Here is a 20,244-nt window from a genome sequence, read left to right as displayed (position 1 = left end):
GATCACGGCGTGAAAGGGTGGCGTCAGCCGGACCGTGGCCATGTCCTTTTCTGCTTCGGTTCACAGTCCAGGTCAGGGTCGCAGGAGGCGTCGTGACCGCGACAAGCCTCTCTGCCATTCGCCGCCGGTGGTGGTCGAGGGCCGGGCCGCCAGCCTCAGCAGCACCTGATCCAGAAAGCCTGAAATTTTGCACAGGGGCGCGGCGTGACATCGCTGCGCCCTTCGTGTATCCGGTCAACCCGCCATGACAGAACCGCCGGGTGAAGCAGGGGCCTTTCGCCTCCAGAACCTGCCGCGCCGAGATTTTCGAGGAACCAGATGACGGTGAAGCCCCTCTACCGACGTGTCTTGCTGAAAGCCTCGGGTGAAGCGTTGATGGGCGAGCAGCATTTCGGCATCGACGTTTCGGTCGTGGATCGCATCGCCGCCGACATCGCGGAGGCCCGCGCGCTGGGCATCGAGGTCGGTGTCGTCATCGGCGGCGGCAATATCTTTCGCGGTGTGGCCGTCGCCTCCAAGGGCGGAGACCGCGTCACCGGCGATCACATGGGCATGCTCGCCACGGTCATCAACTCGCTGGCGCTGCGCACGTCGCTGAACAAGATCGGTGTCGACGCCGTCGTGCTGTCCGCGATCGCCATGCCCGAGCTGTGCGAGAGCTTTTCGCAGCGCCAGGCGACCGCCTACATGAATCAGGGCAAGGTGGTGATCTTCGCCGGTGGCACCGGCAATCCGTTCTTCACCACTGATTCGGCCGCGGCACTTCGCGCCGCCGAAATCGGTGCCGATGCACTGTTCAAGGGCACGCAGGTCGATGGTGTCTATTCGGCTGACCCGAAAAAGGACCCGAATGCGACGCGTTTCGAGCGCATCAGTCACGCCGAAGTCATAAAGCGCGGCCTTTCCATCATGGATACGGCTGCGATTGCACTTGCGCGCGAAAACAACATTCCGATAATCGTCTATTCGATCCACGAAAAAGGTGGTTTCGGCGATATTCTGAGGGGCGGCGGCCGCTGCACGGTCGTCGCGGATGATTGATCCGGGCCTGATCCCTAAAAAGGGAAACCGGCTTTTCGAGAATCAGGCCGCACACGGGGGCATTGCCCCGAAGCAGTGAACCCGCGGCAGACGGGTCAAGGAGACTAAGATGAGTGGTGAGTACGACGACCTCAAGAGGCGCATGGATGGGGCGATCGCCGCGTTCAAACATGATCTGGCTTCGCTGCGGACCGGTCGCGCCTCCAGCAATCTGCTCGATGCCATCCAGGTACAGGCCTACGGCACCACCATGCCGATCAATCAGGTGGCCAACGTCACCGTGCCGGAACCACGTATGATCTCGGTGTCCATCTGGGACAAATCGATGGTCGGCGCGGTCGACCGCGCCATCCGTGAATCCAATCTGGGCTTCAACCCGATCGTCGATGGCACCAATCTCAGGATTCCGCTGCCGGAGCTCAACGAACAGCGCCGCAAGGAGCTGGTCAAGATCTCGCATGGCTATGCCGAGAACGCCCGCGTCGCTGCGCGCCATGTGCGCCGTGACGGCATGGACTTCCTGAAGAAGGCCGAGAAGGACGGCGCGATCAGCGAGGACGATCATCGCAAGCGTTCGGATCAGGTCCAGAAGCTTACCGACGAAACGATCAGCACCATCGATCATCTGCTTTCCGACAAGGAAGCTGAAATCATGCAGGTTTAGGGTTGGGCTTCGGCTGACCCGAAAGCGAGATCATGACAACGCCCGCGCATGTCGCGATCATCATGGATGGAAATGGACGCTGGGCCAAGGCGCGCGGCATGCCGAGGCTCGCGGGTCATCGCGCTGGTGTCGAGGCGCTGCGCAAGACGGTGCGCGCGGCACCGGCTCTCGGCATCTCATTCCTGACCGTCTATGCCTTCTCGTCGGAAAACTGGTCGCGGCCCAAGTCCGAAGTCAGTGACCTGATGGGGTTGTTGAAGCTGTTCATCCGCCGGGATCTGGCCGAACTGCACCAGAGCGGGGTGCGGGTCAGGATCATCGGCGACAGGGCAGGGCTGCAGCCGGACATCAGAGGCCTGCTCGAAGAGGCCGAATCGCTGACAATCCGGAACACGTCGCTGACGCTGGTCATCGCCTTCAACTATGGCGGTCGCGATGAGATCGTGCGCACGGCGCGCAAGCTCGCCGAAGCCGTCGGGCGGGGTGAGTTGGACAGCGAGGCGATCACCGCCGAAAGCTTTGCCGCCTCTCTCGACACGCAGGGCATCCCCGATCCCGAACTGGTCATCCGCACCAGCGGCGAGCTTCGCCTGTCCAACTTCCTCCTATGGCAGGCCGCTTACAGCGAGCTCGTCTTCCTGCCGTGCTACTGGCCGGACTTCAGCCGCGAGCATCTGGCGGAAGCCCTGCGCGAATTTGCCGGCCGCGAGCGCCGTTTCGGCGGACTGGACCCGCAAGACGTCGCTTCGCGACCGGCCGCGGGATGAGCAATCTTCAGCTCCGCGTCATTTCAGCGGTCGTGCTTGCCATCGTTGCCCTTGGCCTGACCTGGCTGGGTGGCCTGCCTTTCCGGCTGCTGTGCGCCGTCATGTCGGCAATGATCTTTTACGAGTGGACGCGCATGTCGCGGCCTGCCGCGGCCAAGCGGCTCGGTTTCCTGCCCGAGACGCTGGCCGTCGTGTTCATCGGCGCCTTGATTGCCGGCCTTCCCGCATTCTGGCTGCTGCCCCTCGTCGTGTTTCTGATTGCGGTGACAGCGATTGCCGCCCTGGTGCGCGAGACCGGGCAGTGGGAGGCGAGCGGCCTTGCCTATGCCAGCGTGTCCGGCCTGTCGCTTGCCTTGCTGCGCGATGGCGATCATTCGGGTCTTGTCGCCATCCTGTTCCTCTTCGCGGTCGTCTGGGCGACCGACATTTTTGCCTATTTCGTTGGGCGCGCCGTCGGCGGTCCGAAATTGGCCCCGTCGATATCACCCGGCAAGACGCGCAGCGGCGCGCTTGGCGGCGCGGTTGGCGGTGTTGTCGCTGGGCTCATTCTGGCCGCCATGGCCGGTGCCGGCAATCTGGCCTTGCTCGGCTTGGTGGCGCTCGTGCTTTCGATTGTCGCCCAGGCCGGCGACCTATTCGAATCCTGGGTCAAACGGCGTCACGGCCGCAAGGATTCGGGCGTGCTCATTCCGGGCCATGGCGGCGTCATGGACCGCGTCGACGGGCTTGTCGCGGCGGCTTTCGCCCTATACGTCATCGGCTGGATGGCGGCGGGCGCCGAACATCCGGCGCAGGGGCTGTTTCCCATTTGACCTTGTCGTTTCACGATCTGGTGCGGATACGCCTTGGATTCGCCTGGATTGATGTCACAGTCACGCCTCAACGGCGGAAGAATTTTGAGGGCATGACTTGAACGGGATTCTTCACGCGATTTTCAGTACGGAAGGTTTCTTTCTCGGCACGCTCGTGCCGTTTCTCTTCGTGCTGACCGTGGTGGTGTTCGTCCACGAAATGGGGCACTACCTCGTCGGCCGCTGGTGCGGCATTGGCGTCAGGGCCTTTTCGATCGGCTTCGGTCCCGAACTCATCGGCTTCAACGACAGGCATGGCACGCGCTGGAAGCTTTGCGCCATACCGCTTGGCGGCTATGTCAAATTTATCGGCGACATGAACGCCACCTCCAGCCAGCCGACATCGGAAGAGCTCGAAACACTGACCGACGAGGAACGCAAGGTTGCCTTCCACACCCAGGCGATCTGGAAGCGCGCGGCGACGGTGGCGGCCGGGCCTCTGTTCAATTTCCTGCTGACGATCGTCGTCTTTGCCGTGCTGTTCGGCGCCTATGGGCGTTATGTCGCGGAGCCCATGGTGGCCGAAGTTACCGCCGACAGTCCGGCGGCGAAGGCCGGCATCATGCCCGGCGACCGATTCGTCAGCGTCGATGGCAGCAAGGTCGAGACCTTCGGCGACGTGCAGCGGCTGGTCTCGGGCCGTGCCGGCGACACCATCACCTTCGTCATGCTGCGCGACGGCAAGGAAGTCACGGTGACCGCGACCCCGCAGTTGATGGAGCAGGAAGACGCGCTCGGCAACAAGGTCAAGGTTGCGGTGATCGGCGTCGTCAACAACAAGGAACTCGGCCAGCCCCGTCTCATCACCTACACCCCGGTGGGGGCGGTTGCGGCGGCAGTCGAGGAAACAGGCCATGTCATCGAGCGCACGGGCCAATTTTTGCAGCGCTTCGCCGTCGGACGCGAGGACAAGTGTCAGTTGGGTGGTCCCGTCAAGATCGCCGACATGGCCGGCAGGGCGGCCAAGCTGGGTTTCGAGTGGCTGGTGCAGCTTGTCGCGCTGCTGTCCGTCGGGATAGGCATTCTAAACCTTTTGCCGATTCCCCCCCTCGACGGCGGCCATCTCTTGTTCTACGGGGTGGAGGCCGTCATCCGCCGGCCGGTGTCGGAACGGATGATGGAAATGGCCTATCGGGCCGGTCTGCTTCTGGTCTTGTGCTTCATGGGTTTCGTATTCTGGAACGATCTGTTTGGGTGCTGAAATCATGAAGAAATTTGGCTTTGGCATGGTCGATGTTGAGACGCCGTTTACCATGCACGGGGATATGAGTGACGCGAAAGCCACGCAGCAGGGTTAAGTAAATACAAATTAACCAGAAGCCTTGCGTGTAGGGAAAATCCGGTTAATACGGTAGGGGAAATTACCGCACGTCCGGTTTTCTCGCCGTGGGGACTACGAGAAAAGGTTATTAAGCCCGATGAAGGCAGCATCCAAGTTTCTGAACGCCGCGTCAGCGGCGGCACTGTCCGCCGCTCTGGTTGTGCCAGGTGCGCTCGCAGTGCAATTCGTTGCCACATCGGCGGCTGAAGCCGCTGTCGTCAGCAGGGTGGAGGTCAGCGGCAACCAGCGTGTCGACGCCGATACGGTCCGCAATTACATCACCATCAAGCCGGGCAAGGCCTTCTCGAGTTCCGACATCGACGCCGCGGTCAAGGCGCTGTTCGGCACCGGGCTGTTCTCGGACGTGCAGATCAACCAAGTCGGCTCGACGCTGGTGGTCAAGGTTTCCGAATACAAGGTCGTCAACCAGGTGCTGTTCCAGGGCAACAAGAAGCTCAAGGACAATGCACTCCAGGCCGCGGTCCAGCTGAAGCCGCGCGGCACCTTCTCGCAGGCGACGCTGGATTCGGACGTCGAGGCGGTCAAGGCCGCATATAGGCGCATTGGCCGTGACGATGCCGGCGTGACCACGCAGGTCATGGAGCTCGGTGACAACCGCGTGAACGTGGTGTTCCACATCACCGAAGGCGACCGAACGCAGATCGCGGCGATCAATTTTGTCGGCAACAGCGCTTATTCGAGCCGCCGCCTGTCGGACGTGATCAACACCAAGCGCTCGTCCTGGGTCTCGTTCGTCCTGCGTGACGACGTCTATGACGAGGACAAGCTGCGCGCCGACCAGGAACTGCTGCGCCGCTTCTACTACAATCACGGCTATGCCGATTTCCAGGTGGTGTCCGCCGTCGGCGAACTCGACAGCGCGACGAACAAGTACACGGTTACTATCACCGTCCAGGAAGGCGAGCGTTACAATTTCGGCGATATCAGCGTCGAAAGCACCATCCCGGAAGTGGATTCGAAGGCGCTTGAGTCGGTGGTCGAGACCCGCAAGGGCGATGTCTACAACGCCAAGAACGTCGAAGATACCATCGTAGCGCTCACCGAGAAGGTGGCCGGTTCGGGCTATGCCTTCGCGCAGGTGACGCCACGCGGCGACCGCAACTTCGAGAACCATACGATTTCGGTCGTTTATACGATCGACCAAGGGACCAAGGCCTATATCGAGCGCATCGAAATCCGCGGCAACGACCGCACGCGCGACTACGTCATTCGCCGCGAGTTTGACGTCAGTGAAGGCGATGCGTTCAACCAGGTGCTCGTCCAGCGCGCGAAGAAGCGCCTTGAAGACCTGAATTATTTTGACAAAGTCGAAATCTCGACGGTGCCCGGTTCGCAGCCCGACCAGGTCGTGCTGGTGGTCGACGTAGTCGAGAAATCGACCGGCGAATTCTCGGTTGGCGCCGGCTATTCGACTGGCGGTGACACGGCCGGCCCGTCGGTCGAAGGATCGGTCACCGAGCGCAACTTCCTCGGCCGCGGCCAGTACATCAAGCTGTCGGCGGGTGGCGGCAGGCATTCGCGCGACTACAGCATCTCATTCACCGAACCGTATTTCCTCGGGCGGCGCATCGCAGCCGGCTTCGACGTCTACAAATCGACGCGGCAATACAACAACAATTACGACAGCGATACCACGGGTGCGACGGTGCGCTTCGGCCTGCCGATCACGAACAGCATCACGACCCAGCTGGCATACAACATCTCGCAAGAGAAATATTCAGTGGACGACGGTTGCGGTCCCACCACCACTGCGGATCCTGATGGTCCCAACTGCACGATTTCGCCTGCCATTTTGGATGGCATCGCTCAAAGTCCTTGGATCAAGTCGTCGATCAGCCTCGGTCTGGTCTACAACACGATCGACGACATGAAGAACCCGCATGAAGGCATCTATGCCAACACGACGGTCGAGCTGGCCGGTCTCGGTGGTGACGCGAAGTTCGTAAAGATCACCGGGCGCGGCAGTATCTACCAGACGCTGTCCGAGCAGCTTGATCTGGTCGGGCTGATTTCAGGCGGTGCAGGACACGTGGAGGCCTATGGCGGCGACGGTAATCTGCGTATCTTCGATCAATTCCAGAGCACCGACCGCATGATCCGTGGCTTTGCGTATAATGGCATCGGTCCGGTGGACCCGACCACGGGTGACCATCTGGGGGGTGTGACTTATTTCAACGCCTCGGCCGAAGCGCAGTTCCCATTGCCGGTCATTCCCGAGAGCTTCGGTCTGCGCGGAGCGGTGTTTGCGGACGCCGCAACGCTCTACGGCAGCAAGATCGACCGACATCTTGGCGCTGATCCCGCCCCAGACATAACAATTGCGGGCACTGGTATGAAATTGCGCGCCTCGGTCGGTGTCGGCCTGATGTGGGCTTCACCGTTCGGCCCGATCCGTATCGACTATGCGATCCCGGTCAAGAAGGAAGCGCGTGACGAGGTGCAAGAATTCAACTTCGGCATATCGACCCGCTTCTGATCGGCGGCCAACGATGCTCCCGGATTTTTTTGGATCCGGGAGAAATGTTCCGACCTAGCTGGATATAGCTTCTGGAATGACCGATCCGGTGTTCTTCGCGCCATCACGCCGGTATACGGCGGCCGAAGTCGCGAATCTGACCGGCTCGGTGCTTGTCGATTCCGGCCAATCCGACGTTTCGATCGAAGCACTGGCACCAGCCAGCGAAGGCGGAGCGAATGCGCTCGTCTTCGTGGACGGCAGGCGTAATTCCGCGCTGATGCCATCGCTACGGGCCGCGGCCGTGCTGTGCCCAGCGGAATTCGCCAACAAGGCGCCGGTCGGCATCGCTGTGCTGATCCACCCGCGACCGCAGCAGGCATTCGCGCTGGTCGGGCGACTGCTGTTCCCCACGGCCGCCACGCCAGGGCCAATGACCGGCGAAACCGGCGTTTCGCCGCATGCCCATGTCGATCCAACCGCCCATGTCGAAGCCGGCGTGATCATCGAGGCCGGCGCGGTTGTTGGGCCGGGCGTCTCGATCGGCAGCGGCACCGTGATCGCGCCCAACGCCGTCATCGGGCAGTCCTGCCAGATCGGCCGTAACGGCTATGTTGGCCCAGGCGCGAGTATCCAATATGCGCTGATCGGCAACCGGGTCATCATCCATGGCGGGGCCAGGATCGGCCAGGATGGCTTTGGCTTCGTCGGCGGCGCCAAGGGGCCGGAACGTGTTCCCCAGATCGGTCGGGTGGTCATCCAGGACGATGTCGAGATCGGCTCCAATTCCACTGTCGATCGCGGCGCCATGTCCGATACGATTATCGGTCAGGGCACCAAGATCGACAATCTCGTGCAGATCGCCCATAACGTCCGCATCGGTCGCAATTGCATAGTAGCCGGCCTTTCAGGTATTTCGGGTTCCGTGGTCGTGGGTGACAATGTCACCATGGGCGGCGGCGTCGGACTTGCGGATCATCTGACCATCGGCACGGGAGCCAAGCTTGCCGCCAGAAGTGGATTTATGAGCAATGTTCCTGCCGGCGAGATCTGGGGCGGCTATCCGGCGCAGCCGATGGCGGAAGCGATGCGAGAGATAGCCATGTTGCGCACGATGGCCAGGGCACGCAAGCAGGGCAAGGACAATGGCTGACATGGTGGCGGCGACGACGCTGGAAGCGGTCGACATAATGGGGCTGATGAAGCTTCTGCCGCATCGTTATCCATTCCTGATGATCGACCGCATTGTCGATATCGATGGCGATGAATCCGCCATCGGCATCAAGAACGTCACCATCAACGAGCCGCATTTTCAAGGCCATTTCCCCGAGCAGCCGGTGATGCCGGGCGTGCTGATCGTCGAAGCAATGGCGCAGACGGCCGGCGCCATCTGCATCCGCAGCCTTGGGGCATCGAAGCCATCGCTGGTCTATTTCCTGACCATCGACAACGCCAAATTCCGCAAACCGGTCGTTCCCGGCGACCAGTTGAAGATCCACGTCAAGAAAATCAAAAAGCGCGGCAACCTGCTCAAATTCGCCTGCGAAGCCATGGTCGAGGGCACCAAGGCGGCCGAGGCCGAGATTTCAGCCATGATGGTCACCGGCGACTGACGATCGAGTGCTTATGAAAATCAAGACTTCAATCCATCCTTCCTCCGTCGTGGAAGAAGGCGCCCAGATTGGCCAGGATGTTCGTATAGGGCCGTTTTGCCATATCAGCGCCGATGCCGTGATCGGCGACGGTGTCGAACTGGCCGGTCATGTCTCGGTGATGGGCGCGACCACCATCGGTGCCTCGACCAAGGTCTACCCGATGGCGATACTGGGTGGGCCGCCGCAGAATACCAAGCACAAGGGCGGACGCACCACACTGGTCATCGGCGCGAACTGCACCATCCGCGAAGGCGTCACCATGCATGTCGGCACCGACACCAGCCGGGGCGAAACGACGGTGGGCGACAACGGCAATTTCCTCGCCTATGCCCATATCGCCCATGATTGCGTGGTCGGCAACAACGCCACCTTCGCCAATGGGGCGACGCTGGGCGGCCACTGCGAAATCGGCAACAATGTCTACATTGGCGGCCTGACTGCCGTTCATCAGTTCGTGCGCGTTGGCGACAACGCGTTTCTGGGCGGTTGCTCCGCGATCGTGGGCGATATCATTCCTTACGCCATCGCCGTTGGTAACCGCGCCAGCCTGCGCGGCCTCAACATTATCGGCCTGAGGCGTTCCGGCCTGCCAAGGTCCGAAATCCATTTGCTGCGGAAAGCTTACAAGACGATCTTCGACCGTTCCCGCACCGTTGGCGAAAACATCGAGTTCGCCAAAGCGGAGTTCGCTTCGTCCCCAACCGCGATGAAGATCATCGATTTCATCACCAGTCGCGGCAAGCGGCATTATGCGGTGCCGTCGCTCAAGGGTGGCGATGGCGACGATGCCGATGATGAAGACTAAGACAGCGGCAAGCGGTCTTGATCTCCCGCCTGATGCCAGGGTTGGCATCATCGCCGGCGGCGGCAGTCTTCCGGTCGAAGTCGCACGAGGCTTGGCCACACACGGTTATCCGCCTTTCGTCCTGTTGATGGAGGGCGAAGCCGATCGCCAGCAGGACCTGCGCCGTTACGAGCATGACAGTCTGGCCCTGGAGCAGATCGGTTCGTTGGTGCCGACGCTGAAGCGATATGGAATCACGCATCTGGTGCTGGCCGGCGAGATCAAACGCAGGCCGCAATTGGCCAAGATTCGCCTGAGCCTTGGCTTGCTGGCGATTGTGCCGTCGGTGATCATGGCGCTGGCGCGTGGCGATGACGGCCTGCTGAAGGTGGTGACACGCGGTCTGGAAAAGCGGGGCATCAAGGTGATCGGCGCGCATCAGGTCGTTCCCGAGCTCGCCGCCGGCGAAGGCACGCTGACCGCGACGGCACCGAAGCAATCGGACTGGCGCGACATCGAGGCGGCGAGGCAGGCAGCCAAGGCCATCGGGGCGCTCGATATCGGCCAGGCGGCGATTGCCATCGGTGGCCGGGCGATTGCGCTCGAAGGCATCGAAGGTACGCACGGCCTGCTCGAAAGAACACGAGAGCTGCGCCGCCACGGCCGGCTTGCCGGCAAGACCCGTGGGGTTCTGGTCAAGTGTGCCAAACCTGGCCAGGAACTTCGCGCCGACCTGCCGTCGATCGGACCACGGACGGTCGAGGCGGCGCATGCGGCGGGACTTGCCGGCATTGCGGTCGAGGCCGGACGTTCGCTGATCCTCGAAGGACCGGTGACGCTTGCGCGCGCGAACGCGCTCGGCCTGTTCATCGTCGGCCTGCCAGCAACGGAGCCGCCACATGGCTGACAAGGCGCTGAAGATCGCAATCGTGGCCGGCGAAGAATCCGGCGATCTGCTGGGCGCCGACATCGTTCGTTCGCTGAAGGCATCGACAGGCCGCGAGGTGCAACTCGTCGGCCTCGGCGGCCGCCATCTGCAGGGGCTAGGGCTGGTTTCGCCCTTCGATGCCGGCGAGGTCGCGCTGATGGGTTTCAGTGCCGTCCTGCGCGATCTGCCGCGCCTGATGCGGCGGATCGGCCAGATGGCCGGGATGATCGCCGACGCCAAGCCCGACTGCCTGATCACCATCGACAGCCCGGACTTTTCGTTGCGCGTCGCCAGGAAGGTGCGTGCGGCCAACCCGTCGATCCCGATCGTCCACTATGTCTGCCCGAGCGTCTGGGCATGGCGGCCGGGCAGGGCGGTGGCGATGAAGCCCTATGTCGATCATATCCTGTGCATCCTGCCGTTCGAAGTGAAGGAGCTCGCGAGACTTGACGGCCCGCCCGGCACCTATGTCGGGCACCGTCTGACCCATGATGCGGGTGTGCTCTCGGCGGCAAAGGCTCAGGGGCAGCCGCGCGACCTTTCACCGGACCGCGTGAAGACGCTGCTTGTCCTGCCCGGCTCGCGGCGCGGCGAGGTGCGGCGACTGCTGGAGCCGTTTGGCGAGACCGTGTCGATGCTGCGGGCGCGCGGACACCGCCTTCGGCTGATGTTGCCGACGGTGCCTCATGTCGCGGACACCGTCCGGTCCGCTGTCACGCGCTGGGATGAGAAACCCGAGATCATCCTGGAGCCCGAGCGTAAATGGCAGGCCTTCGGCAAAGCCGACGCGGCGTTGATCGCGTCCGGCACGGTCTCCCTGGAACTGGCATTGTCCGGTGTGCCGATGGTCTCCTGCTACCGCCTCGACCCTGTCGCGCGCGTCGTCGCGCCGTATCTCGTTACCGTCTGGTCGGCGCTGCTGCCCAACCTGATCTCGGATCGCGCGCTGATCCCGGAGTTCTACAACGAGTACGTCAAACCGAACAATCTGGCGCGCCAGTTGGAAGGGTTGTTGACCGACACCGGCATCCGCGCCTGGCAGAAAGACGGGTTTGCCGAGATCGCACGGCGCATGGCGACGGACAGGCCGTCCGGCGAAATCGCGGCGGCTGTCGTGATGCGGTATGTCAAGTGAGTGAGTAGTGAGTAGTGAGTAGTGAGTAGTGAGTAGTGAAAGGAATGACGATTCTTCACTACCGACTACTGACTACCAACTGCCCGAATTCACCGCTTGGCGATCGGCACGTAATCGCGCTCCGGCGCGCCAGTATAGAGCTGGCGCGGGCGGCCGATCTTCTGGCGCGGATCCTCGATCATCTCTTTCCACTGCGCGATCCAGCCGACAGTGCGGGCGACGGCGAACAGCACCGTGAACATGGTGGTGGGGAAGCCCAGCGCCTTTAGCGTGATGCCGGAATAGAAGTCGACATTCGGGTAGAGCTTCTTCTCGATGAAATAAGGATCGGTCAGCGCGATCTTTTCCAGTTCCATGGCGATGTCGAGCAGCGGATCGTCCTTGATGCCGAGCTCGCCCAGAACCTCGTGCGCCGTTTTCTGCATGATCTTGGCGCGCGGATCGTAGTTCTTGTAGACGCGGTGGCCGAAGCCCATCAGCCGGAACGGGTCGTTCTTGTCCTTGGCGCGGGCGATGAACTCCGGGATGTGATCGACATGGCCGATCTCGCCCAGCATGTTGAGCGCCGCTTCATTGGCGCCGCCATGCGCCGGGCCCCACAGGCAGGCAATGCCGGCGGCGATGCACGCAAACGGGTTGGCACCCGAAGAGCCGGCGAGGCGAACCGTGGAGGTCGAGGCGTTCTGCTCGTGATCGGCATGCAGGATGAAGATGCGCTCCATGGCGCGGGCCAGCACCGGGTTGATCTTGTACTCCTCGCAAGGCACTGCGAAGCACATATGCAGGAAGTTTGCCGCGAAACCGAGATCATTTTTCGGGTAAATGAAGGGCTGGCCGATGTGATACTTGTAGGCCATGGCCGCGATCGTCGGCATCTTGGCGATCAGCCGCATGGAAGCGACCATGCGCTGGTACGGGTCGGAGATGTCGGTGGAGTCGTGATAGAAAGCCGACAGCGCACCGACCACGCCGCACATCACCGCCATCGGGTGCGCGTCGCGGCGGAAGCCGGTGAAGAAGCGCGACATCTGCTCGTGCACCATTGTGTGGCGCGTCACGCGGTAATCGAAATCGTCCTTCTGCGCCTTGGTGGGGAGTTCGCCGTAGAGCAGGAGGTAGCAGACCTCGAGGAAGTCGCCGTGTTCCGCCAACTGGTCGATCGGGTAGCCGCGATGCAGGAGAATGCCCGCATCGCCGTCGATGAAGGTGATCTCCGATTCGCAGCTCGCGGTCGAGGTGAAGCCGGGATCGTAGGTGAAGGCGCCGGTGGTGCTGTAAAGTGTGGCAATGTCGATGACATCTGGCCCGACGGAGCCACTTCGCACTTTGAACTCATGAGTCTTGCCGCCGAGCTCCAGCTTGGCCGTGGCCTCCTGGGTCTTGCCGCCAAATTCCAGTTTTGTCGCAGCTTCGGTCATTGCAAACTCCTTCTTGTTTCCTCATGCCGGCAAAGGCAAATTTCTGCGAAGCGACACGTCGAAATCACTGCAATGCGCGTATTCGCCACCGCATTTTAGGAGGTGCGTGCCAGATTGGGCCAAGGCCTAATGTTGCACTGCGAAACCCGCCTTTCAATGCCAATCTTTTTGGGCCAGTTTGCTCCTAATCGATTTGATCCGATATGCGACCCAGGCTTTCCTCACGCCCCAGCACGGCAAGCACGTCGAACACGCCAGGCGAGGTGCTTTTGCCGGTCAGGGCGGCGCGCAAGGGCTGTGCCACGGCGCCCAGCTTGTGGCCTCCGGCCAGCGCATAGTCGCGGATCGCGGCCTCCGCGGCGGCGGCCGTCCAGTCGCCCGAAAGCGCATTCAAGGCTTCGTGAGCGCCGCGCAGGATCTTGCGGGAATCGCCATTGAGCAGCAGCGCCGCCTTCTCGTCGACCGGCAGCGGCCGCTCCGCAAACAGGTAAGCGGCGCCATCGACGAGTTCTACCAGTGTCTTGGCGCGCTCCTTCAGGCCCGGAAGGGCTGCCAGCAATTGCGCCTTGTTATGCTCGTTGAGGCGCGCGGCCATCGCCGGGCCGCCCTGGAGATAGGGCAGGGTGGCGATGAAGATGTCGAACAGTTCCGCGTCGCTCATGCGGCGCATATGGACGCCGTTCAGCGCCTCCAGCTTGGCGAAATCGAAACGGGCGGCGCCCTTGTTGACGTCGCCGATGTCGAACCAGGAGATCATATCCTTGATCGACATGATCTCGTCGTCGCCATGGCTCCAGCCGAGGCGCGCCAGGTAGTTGAGCAGTGCCTCCGGCAGGTAGCCCATGGCGCGATAGGCTTCGACGCCGAGCGCGCCATGGCGCTTCGACAGCTTGGCACCGTCGGCGCCGTGGATCAGCGGGATGTGCGACATCGATGGCACCTCCCAGCCCATGGCGTTGTAGATCACCGTCTGGCGGGCCGCATTGGTCAGGTGGTCGTCGCCCCGAATGATATGCGTAACGCCCATGTCGTGGTCGTCGACGACGACGGCGTGCATGTAGGTCGGGTTGCCGTCCGAACGCAGAATGATGAAATCGTCGAGATCCTTGTTGGGGAATCGCACCTCGCCCTGGACACGGTCGTCAACTACCGTCTCGCCCTCGGTTGGCGCCTTGATGCGGATGGCGCCCTTGACCCCCGGAGGCGCCTCGGACGGATCACGATCGCGCCACTGGCCGTTGTAGCGCGGCGGCAGGCCCTTGGCACGCGCTGCCTCGCGCATCGCCTCCAGCTCGGCAGGCGTCTCGTAGCTGTGGTAGGCCTTGCCTAGGCGCACGAGTTCCTCGGCCACCTCGCGATGCCGCGGCGCGCGCTCGAATTGGGAGACAGCGTCGCCGTCCCAGCCAAGACCGAGCCAGGAGAGTCCGTCCAGGATGGCGGCCGTCGCAGCATCGGTCGAACGCTCGCGATCGGTGTCCTCGATGCGCAGCAGCATCGTGCCGCCGGTGTGCTTGGCATAAAGCCAGTTGAACAACGCCGTGCGGGCGCCGCCGATGTGCAGATAGCCGGTGGGCGAAGGGGCAAAACGGGTGACGACCTTGTCGGACATGAAACTCTCGGAAACCATCTGAGGCGGGGTTCGGTTGCGCGGACTTTCGCGCGTCGCGGGTTCATGTACCATAGGGCGTCAGGGGTGCAAGGGGCAGACCCGATGGCTGGACGAGGCCGGGGCTCGGATCGGGGCGAGGACGCTGTTGCTGGCGTCAGCGAACGGTCCTTGTTTGCAACGCCTCCGGCTATTCCGTTGCCATCGCCGACATCCCTCGTGCCCGCGCCCGCTACCCGGCCGCTGCAGACGGACATTCCTGCACCAAGTCCACCGCTTGCCGCGGGCAGGATTGCGCGCGTGCGCCGGCAATTCGGCCTGACATCATTGCCTCGCCTGCGCCATGGCGTGGCCAAGGCGGCGGAACTGGAACTTGACCGGGGCATCGCCTTCCTGCTGGTGCCGGTCTGTCTGGCCACCGGAGCGATCGGCTACTATTCGCTGGCGGCGGAGCCTGATTTTGCCAAGCCTGTAGCAGTCGTCGTACTGACGGCGCTCTGTGCGCTTGCCTCGCGTTCCCGGCCAAAAACCCACCTGTGTTTCACGGCAATGCTGCTGTGCGCGCTGGGCCTGCTCGCGGCGAAGGTCGAAACATGGCGGGCCGGAACACGAATGCTGGGCTCGGAGATTTCGACTGAAGTGACGGGGCGCGTCGTCTCGCTCGATCGGATGGAGACCGGCCGCATCCGGCTGACCATTGACGTGACGTCCACCGCCCGGCCGAAACTGCGCTATATGCCGGAAAGGGTCCGGCTTTCGGCACGCAAGATACCGCCGGAATTGACCGCCGGCTCGTTGATATCAGGCTATGCCAAACTCTTGCCGCCGACCGGTCCGGTGCGGCCGGACAGCTATGATTTCTCCTTCGACAGCTATTTCGCCGGCATCGGCGGCAGCGGGTTTTTTCTGGGCAATCCCAGGATTGTCAGTGCCGACGACGGCATGCCGCTTTCGGCTCGCCTGTCGTCGGCGGTGGAAAATGCCCGCCAATCCATCGCCGGCCGCATCACAGGTATCATCGGCGGCGCCGAGGGCGAGATCGCGGCGGCACTGATCGTCGGCGTGCGCGCCGGCATTCCCGACGAAATCAACGAGGCGATGCGGCGCACCGGCATCTATCACATCATATCCATTTCCGGATTGCATATGGCGCTGGTCGCCGGCACCGTCATGGGTCTGCTGCGCGGCGCCTTCGCGCTGTTTCCAGATTTTTCCGCACGAAGGCCGGTCAAGAAATACGCTGCCGCCGCAGCGCTCTTCTCGATCGCTGCCTATCTTGTCATTTCGGGCGTCGTCGTTGCCGCCGAACGCAGCTTCATCATGCTGGCGGTGATGCTGATCGCGGTTCTGTTCGATCGCGCGGCCCTGACCATGCGCAACCTGGCGATCTCGGCGATCGCTGTCATCCTGGTCTCGCCGCATGAAGTGGTCGGACCGAGCTTCCAGATGTCGTTCGCCGCGACCGCCGCCCTGGTTGGCGCCTATGCCGGTTGGGCGGATTATCGTGCGCGAAAAACGAGGCCGCCGTCGCCGAAGCTATCCCTGCCAGGGCTTCTGACACAAAAATTCCTGCTGACGACGGGTGGATTGGCTATGACCTCCATCATCGCCGGCAGCGCTACGACGCTGTTTGCCATTTGGCATTTCCAGCGTGTATCGCCGCTCAGCCTGTTCGTCAATCTGGCCGTCATGCCGATCGTATCGGTCGTGATGTTCCTGGCCGTCGCCAGCGCGTTGCTGATGCCGTTCGGCTTGGATGCGCCGTCCCTTTACCTGATGGGCAAGGCCCTGACGGCAATGATCGCAATATCTGCGTGGATATCGGAACGCTCTCCGGTAGATGCGGTCGGACTGATTTCGCAGCAGTCCGTGCTGCTGGTGACGGTCGCCCTGGTTATCGCGACGATGGCGACGACATGGCTGCGGCTCGCCGCACTCCCGTTCGCGCTTGCCGGCCTGTTGACGGTGTCGCATACGCGCACACCGGATGTGCTGATCTCGGAAGACGCGCGGCTGGTCGCGGTGCCGATCGGCGGTGGCGAACTCGCCGTCAGTCGGGCACGCCCGAACGAATTCACCGTCGACAACTGGAAACGCGCATTGGTATCCGAAAGCATCGTCGTGCCGGAGGTGTTCAACAAGACTGATGGGCAGTTCACCATTGCCGATGCCGTAAATCTGCCGCCGGGAGCACCGTTCTACTGCACCGACGGCGTCTGTCTCGCCAGGCACCCGTCCGGAGCGATCGTCGCGCATGTCGAAGACCGCAAAAACACCTGGAAGGCCTGCGGTTTCGCCGACGTGATCGTCGTCAACGACGCGACTGGCTATGACGCCTGCCATAACCCGCTGGTTCTCGTCGTCACCAAACGGCAACTCGCTCGCAACGGAAGTGCCGCGGTCTTCTTCGACCGCCAATCGGCGATCGGCCCGCCAACCGTCAACTTCGCCGTCGACAGGCCATACCGGCCCTGGCATGAACAGCGCAAATTCTCGCGCGAGGCGAGGGGGCTGCCGCCCTATAAAAAGCCTGACAATGCAAGCGCACCAATCCCTGCTCAGTAGCGCCTGATCAGCCCGACGAGCTTGCCTTGCACCTTGACCCTGTCCGGTCCGAAAATGCGGGTCTCGTAGGCCGGGTTGGCGGCTTCAAGGGCAATCGAAGCTCCCTTGCGGCGGAACCGTTTCAGGGTCGCTTCCTCTTCGTCGACCAGCGCCACGACGATCTCGCCCGGGCTCGCTGTATCGGCGTTGCGGATGATGACCGTGTCGCCATCGAAGATACCGGCCTCGATCATCGAGTCCCCCTTGACCTCCAGCGCATAGTGCTCGCCGCCCATGATCATGTCAGGCGGCACCGAGATCGAATGCGTCTGGTGCTGGATGGCATCGATCGGCACACCGGCGGCGATACGGCCCATCACCGGGATCGAGACCGCGGGAATCGCATCGTCGTCATTGCCGGCCGCGGGCAAGCGCGACGATGCCGGCTTGATCTGACGACCAAGGTTGCCCTGACCGAGGCTGCCCTGGATGACACTTGGCGAAAATTTCTTTGCGGCATTGAGGCCCGGCGCGATCGAATCCGGCAGCCTGAGCACTTCCAGTGCGCGCGCCCTGTTGGGCAGTCGGCGAATAAAGCCACGTTCCTCCAGCGCCGTGATCAGGCGGTGGATCCCCGACTTGGAGGCAAGATCAAGAGCCTCTTTCATCTCGTCGAAGGAGGGCGGGATGCCGCTTTCCTTGAGCCGTTCATGAATGAACATCAGCAGTTCATGTTGCTTGCGCGTCAGCATGGCGGCCCCCAAGGCATTGAACGAAGGGTCTGAATCGGAATCGAAAAACAAACCCAGAACAAACCCTATCTGTTCCAGTTGTGTTCCGCAACCGTTTAAAGTTTAGTGAATTTGTTAAGGGGTTCGAAATTTTTGCCGCCGGCAACAAACGGCAACCGACGATTTCCGCCGCCGACACACGCATTGAAATCGTTTTGGTTAATGGCCTGTGGCCCATCCCTTGTTGAGGTTTGGCTTCAGTCGTCTGAAAGGCGCACGGGGCGGATTTATGGAGTCGCCCAGTGTCATTCCAGCGGAACGAAACGAAACCAAAACGCCAACGTTCGCCAGCTCGCTTGGCGGATAGATCCATGCGTAAGCGTCGGGCGGCGCGGAAGCGCCGAAATCATCCGGAAACCGCTTTCAGGCTGCCGGCGCGTGCGGTGTAGTTGTTGGCGCCGCTATCTTCGCTGTGAACATAGACGTGCAGCGTGTAGCCGATATGCGCCGTCATCAATGCCTTTGCCCGCTCGACATCGCGATCGAGCGCCGCCTCCATGATCGCGGTGTGATGCTCGATCGCGATCGCCTCGCGCAGGGCGTCCATGGCCTCTCCATAGCCATGCTTGAGGCCGGCCGCCGCCCGCAATGTCGGCGCCAGGCCGAGAAAACGATGATGCCGCCGCAGCTGATCCGCGATCGTCGAACGGAATCGCGACAGCCAGTTGGACGTCGCAGCACTCAGCAGCGCCGCGTGAAACGCCTCGTGGCTCTCGTCCCACTGGTCGACGGCCGCGTCCGAGGGGTCGTCAACCGCGGTCTTGCAGCGCGAGAGCCGGTAATGCGCGGTGACAACGGCATCTTCCCATTGCCGGTCGCCTTTCTCCATCGATTCCACGAACAGGGGTATTTCGACGACCATTCTTGCCCGCGCCAGATCCTCGAGTTCGGCGCGCGACACGGGGGCGACGGCAAAGCCGCGATTGCTGATGGCGGTGACAAGGCGCTCGGCTTCAAGCCGAGACAATGCTTCACGCAGCGGCGTCCAGCCGACGCCATATGTGCCGCGCAGCGCACTCAGCTTGAGCGGCGCACCGGGCATGAGGCGCGTCGTCAGGATATCGCGCCGCAGCAGCTGATAGGCCGCCTCCGTCTTTGTGGAGTTATTCTGATCCTGCATCGCAGTCCGTCCATCGTCGGGCTTGGAAAATTATATATCATGGCGATGCATGGCAAGAATTATATATAATGTTTGACATGGACCGGCGGACTGACCATGATCGCCTGACGCGCCGTCCATAAGCGGCGCTAATCAAATCTGGGAGGAAATGATGTTGAAGTCGAAATGGCTGTCAGGATTGGCCCTGGCTGGCGCCTTGATGGTCAGCGCCGGCAGCGCCGCGGCAGATCAGATTCGTATCGGCATAGCCAATTTCGGAGAGCATCCGCAGTTGAATGCGGCCATAGCCGGCTTCAAGAAAGCGCTGGCGGACAATGGCTTCGTCGAGGGCAAGGACGTCGTCTACACCGAGAGCCACACCAATTTCGATGCATCGCTGGTGCCGCAGATGATCGCCAAGCTGCAGGCGGAGCAGCCCAAGCTGATCTACACCATCACCACGCCGGTCTCGCAGATCGCCAAGAAGGCGCTCGCAGGGTCCGGCATTCCGATCGTCTTTGCCGCGGTCACCGATCCGGTCGCGGCCAAGCTGGTGCCGTCATGGGACTCCGGAGACGAAGGCATGACCGGCGCCAGCGATCTGCAGGATGTCGCCGCGGTGATGGCCTTCACCAAGAAGCTGCTGCCGAACGCCAAGCGCTTTGGCGTGCCCTACAATCCAGGCGAGGCCAATGACGTTGCCCTGATCGAAAAGATCAAGGCGGCGGCACCCGCGGCCGGCTTCGAGGTCGTGGAGGTCGGCATCGACAACGTCAATGACATCCAGCAACGCATCGCTTCGCTCGCCGGCAAGGCCGACGTGATCTACGGCCCGGCTTCGAACCTGATCCAGCCGGCGATCGCCGCTGTCTCCGCAGCCGCCCGCCAGGCCGGTATCCCGGTCGTCAACTCCGATGACAGCGCGGTCCGCAACGGCACCGTACCGGCAAGCTTCGCGGTCAACTACACGCAGGTTGGCGTCAATGCCGGCAACATCGCCGCCGAAATCCTTAAGGGCAAGGATCCGAAGACGATCGCGCCGTCCCGCCCGGCTTACAAGGACCACATGGCAACGATCTCCCGCAAGGCGATGGCCGCGTTCGGCATCGAGATACCCGCTTCGATGGCCGATTGCGGCTGCATCGTCGACTGACGTTGGGCTGC

General features: G+C 62.3%; 17 protein-coding genes. 13 read left to right on the top strand and 4 right to left on the bottom strand.

The genetic code is table 11. The features are described from left to right. Nucleotides 1–318: 318 nt before the first annotated feature. From pyrH to lpxB, 11 genes are all read left to right on the top strand, one after another. The gene (gene pyrH, locus FJ958_RS03890; protein WP_140606988.1) at nucleotides 319–1,041 is read left to right on the top strand and encodes a UMP kinase; all 723 of its coding nucleotides are present in this window, start codon (nucleotides 319–321) and stop codon (nucleotides 1,039–1,041) included. Between the two features lie 109 nt (nucleotides 1,042–1,150). Continuing rightward, entirely contained in the window at nucleotides 1,151–1,705 is a 555-nt protein-coding gene (frr, locus tag FJ958_RS03885) for a ribosome recycling factor (protein ID WP_140606987.1), read from the top strand. Nucleotides 1,706–1,737: 32 nt separating this feature from the next. Next, nucleotides 1,738–2,472, top strand: a complete 735-nt coding sequence (locus FJ958_RS03880; RefSeq protein ID WP_140739662.1) for an isoprenyl transferase — start codon at nucleotides 1,738–1,740, stop codon at nucleotides 2,470–2,472. Continuing rightward, the gene (locus tag FJ958_RS03875; protein ID WP_140739659.1) at nucleotides 2,469–3,284 is read left to right on the top strand and encodes a phosphatidate cytidylyltransferase; all 816 of its coding nucleotides are present in this window, start codon (nucleotides 2,469–2,471) and stop codon (nucleotides 3,282–3,284) included. Before FJ958_RS03880 ends, FJ958_RS03875 begins: the two co-directional genes overlap by 4 nt. Before the next feature lie 97 nt (nucleotides 3,285–3,381). Next, entirely contained in the window at nucleotides 3,382–4,524 is a 1,143-nt protein-coding gene (gene rseP, locus FJ958_RS03870; RefSeq protein WP_140739656.1) for an RIP metalloprotease RseP, read from the top strand. Nucleotides 4,525–4,741: 217 nt separating this feature from the next. Then, entirely contained in the window at nucleotides 4,742–7,141 is a 2,400-nt protein-coding gene (bamA, locus tag FJ958_RS03865; protein WP_140739653.1) for an outer membrane protein assembly factor BamA, read from the top strand. Between the two features lie 76 nt (nucleotides 7,142–7,217). After that, on the top strand, nucleotides 7,218–8,273 hold the full coding sequence (gene lpxD, locus FJ958_RS03860; protein WP_140606982.1) for a UDP-3-O-(3-hydroxymyristoyl)glucosamine N-acyltransferase: 1,056 nt from the start codon (nucleotides 7,218–7,220) through the stop codon (nucleotides 8,271–8,273). Beyond that, nucleotides 8,266–8,733, top strand: a complete 468-nt coding sequence (gene fabZ / locus FJ958_RS03855; RefSeq protein WP_140606981.1) for a 3-hydroxyacyl-ACP dehydratase FabZ — start codon at nucleotides 8,266–8,268, stop codon at nucleotides 8,731–8,733. Before lpxD ends, fabZ begins: the two co-directional genes overlap by 8 nt. Before the next feature lie 13 nt (nucleotides 8,734–8,746). Beyond that, nucleotides 8,747–9,580 (top strand): acyl-ACP--UDP-N-acetylglucosamine O-acyltransferase, encoded by an 834-nt coding sequence (gene lpxA, locus FJ958_RS03850; RefSeq protein WP_140739650.1) that lies wholly within the window; start codon nucleotides 8,747–8,749, stop codon nucleotides 9,578–9,580. Further along, nucleotides 9,567–10,466, top strand: a complete 900-nt coding sequence (locus FJ958_RS03845) for an LpxI family protein (RefSeq protein ID WP_246679476.1) — start codon at nucleotides 9,567–9,569, stop codon at nucleotides 10,464–10,466. Before lpxA ends, FJ958_RS03845 begins: the two co-directional genes overlap by 14 nt. After that, nucleotides 10,459–11,622: a lipid-A-disaccharide synthase gene (gene lpxB, locus FJ958_RS03840; protein WP_140739644.1), complete on the top strand. Its 1,164-nt coding sequence runs from the start codon at nucleotides 10,459–10,461 to the stop codon at nucleotides 11,620–11,622. The genes FJ958_RS03845 and lpxB overlap by 8 nt, the downstream gene beginning before the upstream one ends. A gap of 89 nt (nucleotides 11,623–11,711) precedes the next feature. Here lpxB and gltA read toward each other — a convergent pair whose 3' ends face one another. Continuing rightward, nucleotides 11,712–13,040 carry a citrate synthase gene (gene gltA, locus FJ958_RS03835; RefSeq protein WP_140606978.1) on the bottom strand — a complete coding sequence of 443 codons (1,329 nt, stop codon included), beginning with the start codon at nucleotides 13,038–13,040 and terminating at the stop codon, nucleotides 11,712–11,714. 184 nt (nucleotides 13,041–13,224) lie between these two features. Continuing rightward, nucleotides 13,225–14,649: a glutamate--tRNA ligase gene (gene gltX, locus FJ958_RS03830; RefSeq protein ID WP_140739641.1), complete on the bottom strand. Its 1,425-nt coding sequence runs from the start codon at nucleotides 14,647–14,649 to the stop codon at nucleotides 13,225–13,227. 102 nt (nucleotides 14,650–14,751) lie between these two features. Here gltX and FJ958_RS03825 point away from each other — a divergent pair, with 102 nt between their 5' ends. Further along, nucleotides 14,752–17,211 carry a ComEC/Rec2 family competence protein gene (locus tag FJ958_RS03825; protein ID WP_140739638.1) on the top strand — a complete coding sequence of 820 codons (2,460 nt, stop codon included), beginning with the start codon at nucleotides 14,752–14,754 and terminating at the stop codon, nucleotides 17,209–17,211. Here the strand turns inward: FJ958_RS03825 and lexA are convergent. Together lexA and FJ958_RS03815 are read right to left on the bottom strand one after the other, a co-directional pair. Continuing rightward, on the bottom strand, nucleotides 17,205–17,942 hold the full coding sequence (gene lexA, locus FJ958_RS03820; RefSeq protein ID WP_140739634.1) for a transcriptional repressor LexA: 738 nt from the start codon (nucleotides 17,940–17,942) through the stop codon (nucleotides 17,205–17,207). The genes FJ958_RS03825 and lexA overlap by 7 nt on opposite strands. Before the next feature lie 385 nt (nucleotides 17,943–18,327). Beyond that, complete coding sequence (locus tag FJ958_RS03815) at nucleotides 18,328–19,101, bottom strand: GntR family transcriptional regulator (protein WP_140739631.1); 774 nt, start codon at nucleotides 19,099–19,101, stop codon at nucleotides 18,328–18,330. Between the two features lie 151 nt (nucleotides 19,102–19,252). On the opposite strand from FJ958_RS03815, the gene FJ958_RS03810 reads away from it, so the two are divergent. Continuing rightward, nucleotides 19,253–20,233, top strand: a complete 981-nt coding sequence (locus tag FJ958_RS03810) for an ABC transporter substrate-binding protein (protein WP_140739628.1) — start codon at nucleotides 19,253–19,255, stop codon at nucleotides 20,231–20,233. Nucleotides 20,234–20,244 lie beyond the last annotated feature (11 nt).

The sequence above is a fragment of the Mesorhizobium sp. B2-3-5 genome (assembly GCF_006442395.1).
Lineage (GTDB): Bacteria > Pseudomonadota > Alphaproteobacteria > Rhizobiales > Rhizobiaceae > Mesorhizobium.
This window is presented reverse-complemented; position numbering and strand designations above follow the sequence as displayed.

Coding starts and splice junctions, on each gene's coding strand:
- pyrH (WP_140606988.1), top strand. CDS start 319: ATGACGGTGAAGCCCCTCTACCGACGTGTCTTGCTGAAAGCCTCGGGT.
- frr (WP_140606987.1), top strand. CDS start 1,151: ATGAGTGGTGAGTACGACGACCTCAAGAGGCGCATGGATGGGGCGATC.
- FJ958_RS03880 (WP_140739662.1), top strand. CDS start 1,738: ATGACAACGCCCGCGCATGTCGCGATCATCATGGATGGAAATGGACGC.
- FJ958_RS03875 (WP_140739659.1), top strand. CDS start 2,469: ATGAGCAATCTTCAGCTCCGCGTCATTTCAGCGGTCGTGCTTGCCATC.
- bamA (WP_140739653.1), top strand. CDS start 4,742: ATGAAGGCAGCATCCAAGTTTCTGAACGCCGCGTCAGCGGCGGCACTG.
- lpxD (WP_140606982.1), top strand. CDS start 7,218: ATGACCGATCCGGTGTTCTTCGCGCCATCACGCCGGTATACGGCGGCC.
- fabZ (WP_140606981.1), top strand. CDS start 8,266: ATGGCTGACATGGTGGCGGCGACGACGCTGGAAGCGGTCGACATAATG.
- lpxA (WP_140739650.1), top strand. CDS start 8,747: ATGAAAATCAAGACTTCAATCCATCCTTCCTCCGTCGTGGAAGAAGGC.
- FJ958_RS03845 (WP_246679476.1), top strand. CDS start 9,567: ATGATGAAGACTAAGACAGCGGCAAGCGGTCTTGATCTCCCGCCTGAT.
- lpxB (WP_140739644.1), top strand. CDS start 10,459: ATGGCTGACAAGGCGCTGAAGATCGCAATCGTGGCCGGCGAAGAATCC.
- gltA (WP_140606978.1), bottom strand. CDS start 13,040: ATGACCGAAGCTGCGACAAAACTGGAATTTGGCGGCAAGACCCAGGAG.
- gltX (WP_140739641.1), bottom strand. CDS start 14,649: ATGTCCGACAAGGTCGTCACCCGTTTTGCCCCTTCGCCCACCGGCTAT.
- FJ958_RS03825 (WP_140739638.1), top strand. CDS start 14,752: ATGGCTGGACGAGGCCGGGGCTCGGATCGGGGCGAGGACGCTGTTGCT.
- lexA (WP_140739634.1), bottom strand. CDS start 17,942: ATGCTGACGCGCAAGCAACATGAACTGCTGATGTTCATTCATGAACGG.
- FJ958_RS03815 (WP_140739631.1), bottom strand. CDS start 19,101: ATGCAGGATCAGAATAACTCCACAAAGACGGAGGCGGCCTATCAGCTG.
- FJ958_RS03810 (WP_140739628.1), top strand. CDS start 19,253: ATGTTGAAGTCGAAATGGCTGTCAGGATTGGCCCTGGCTGGCGCCTTG.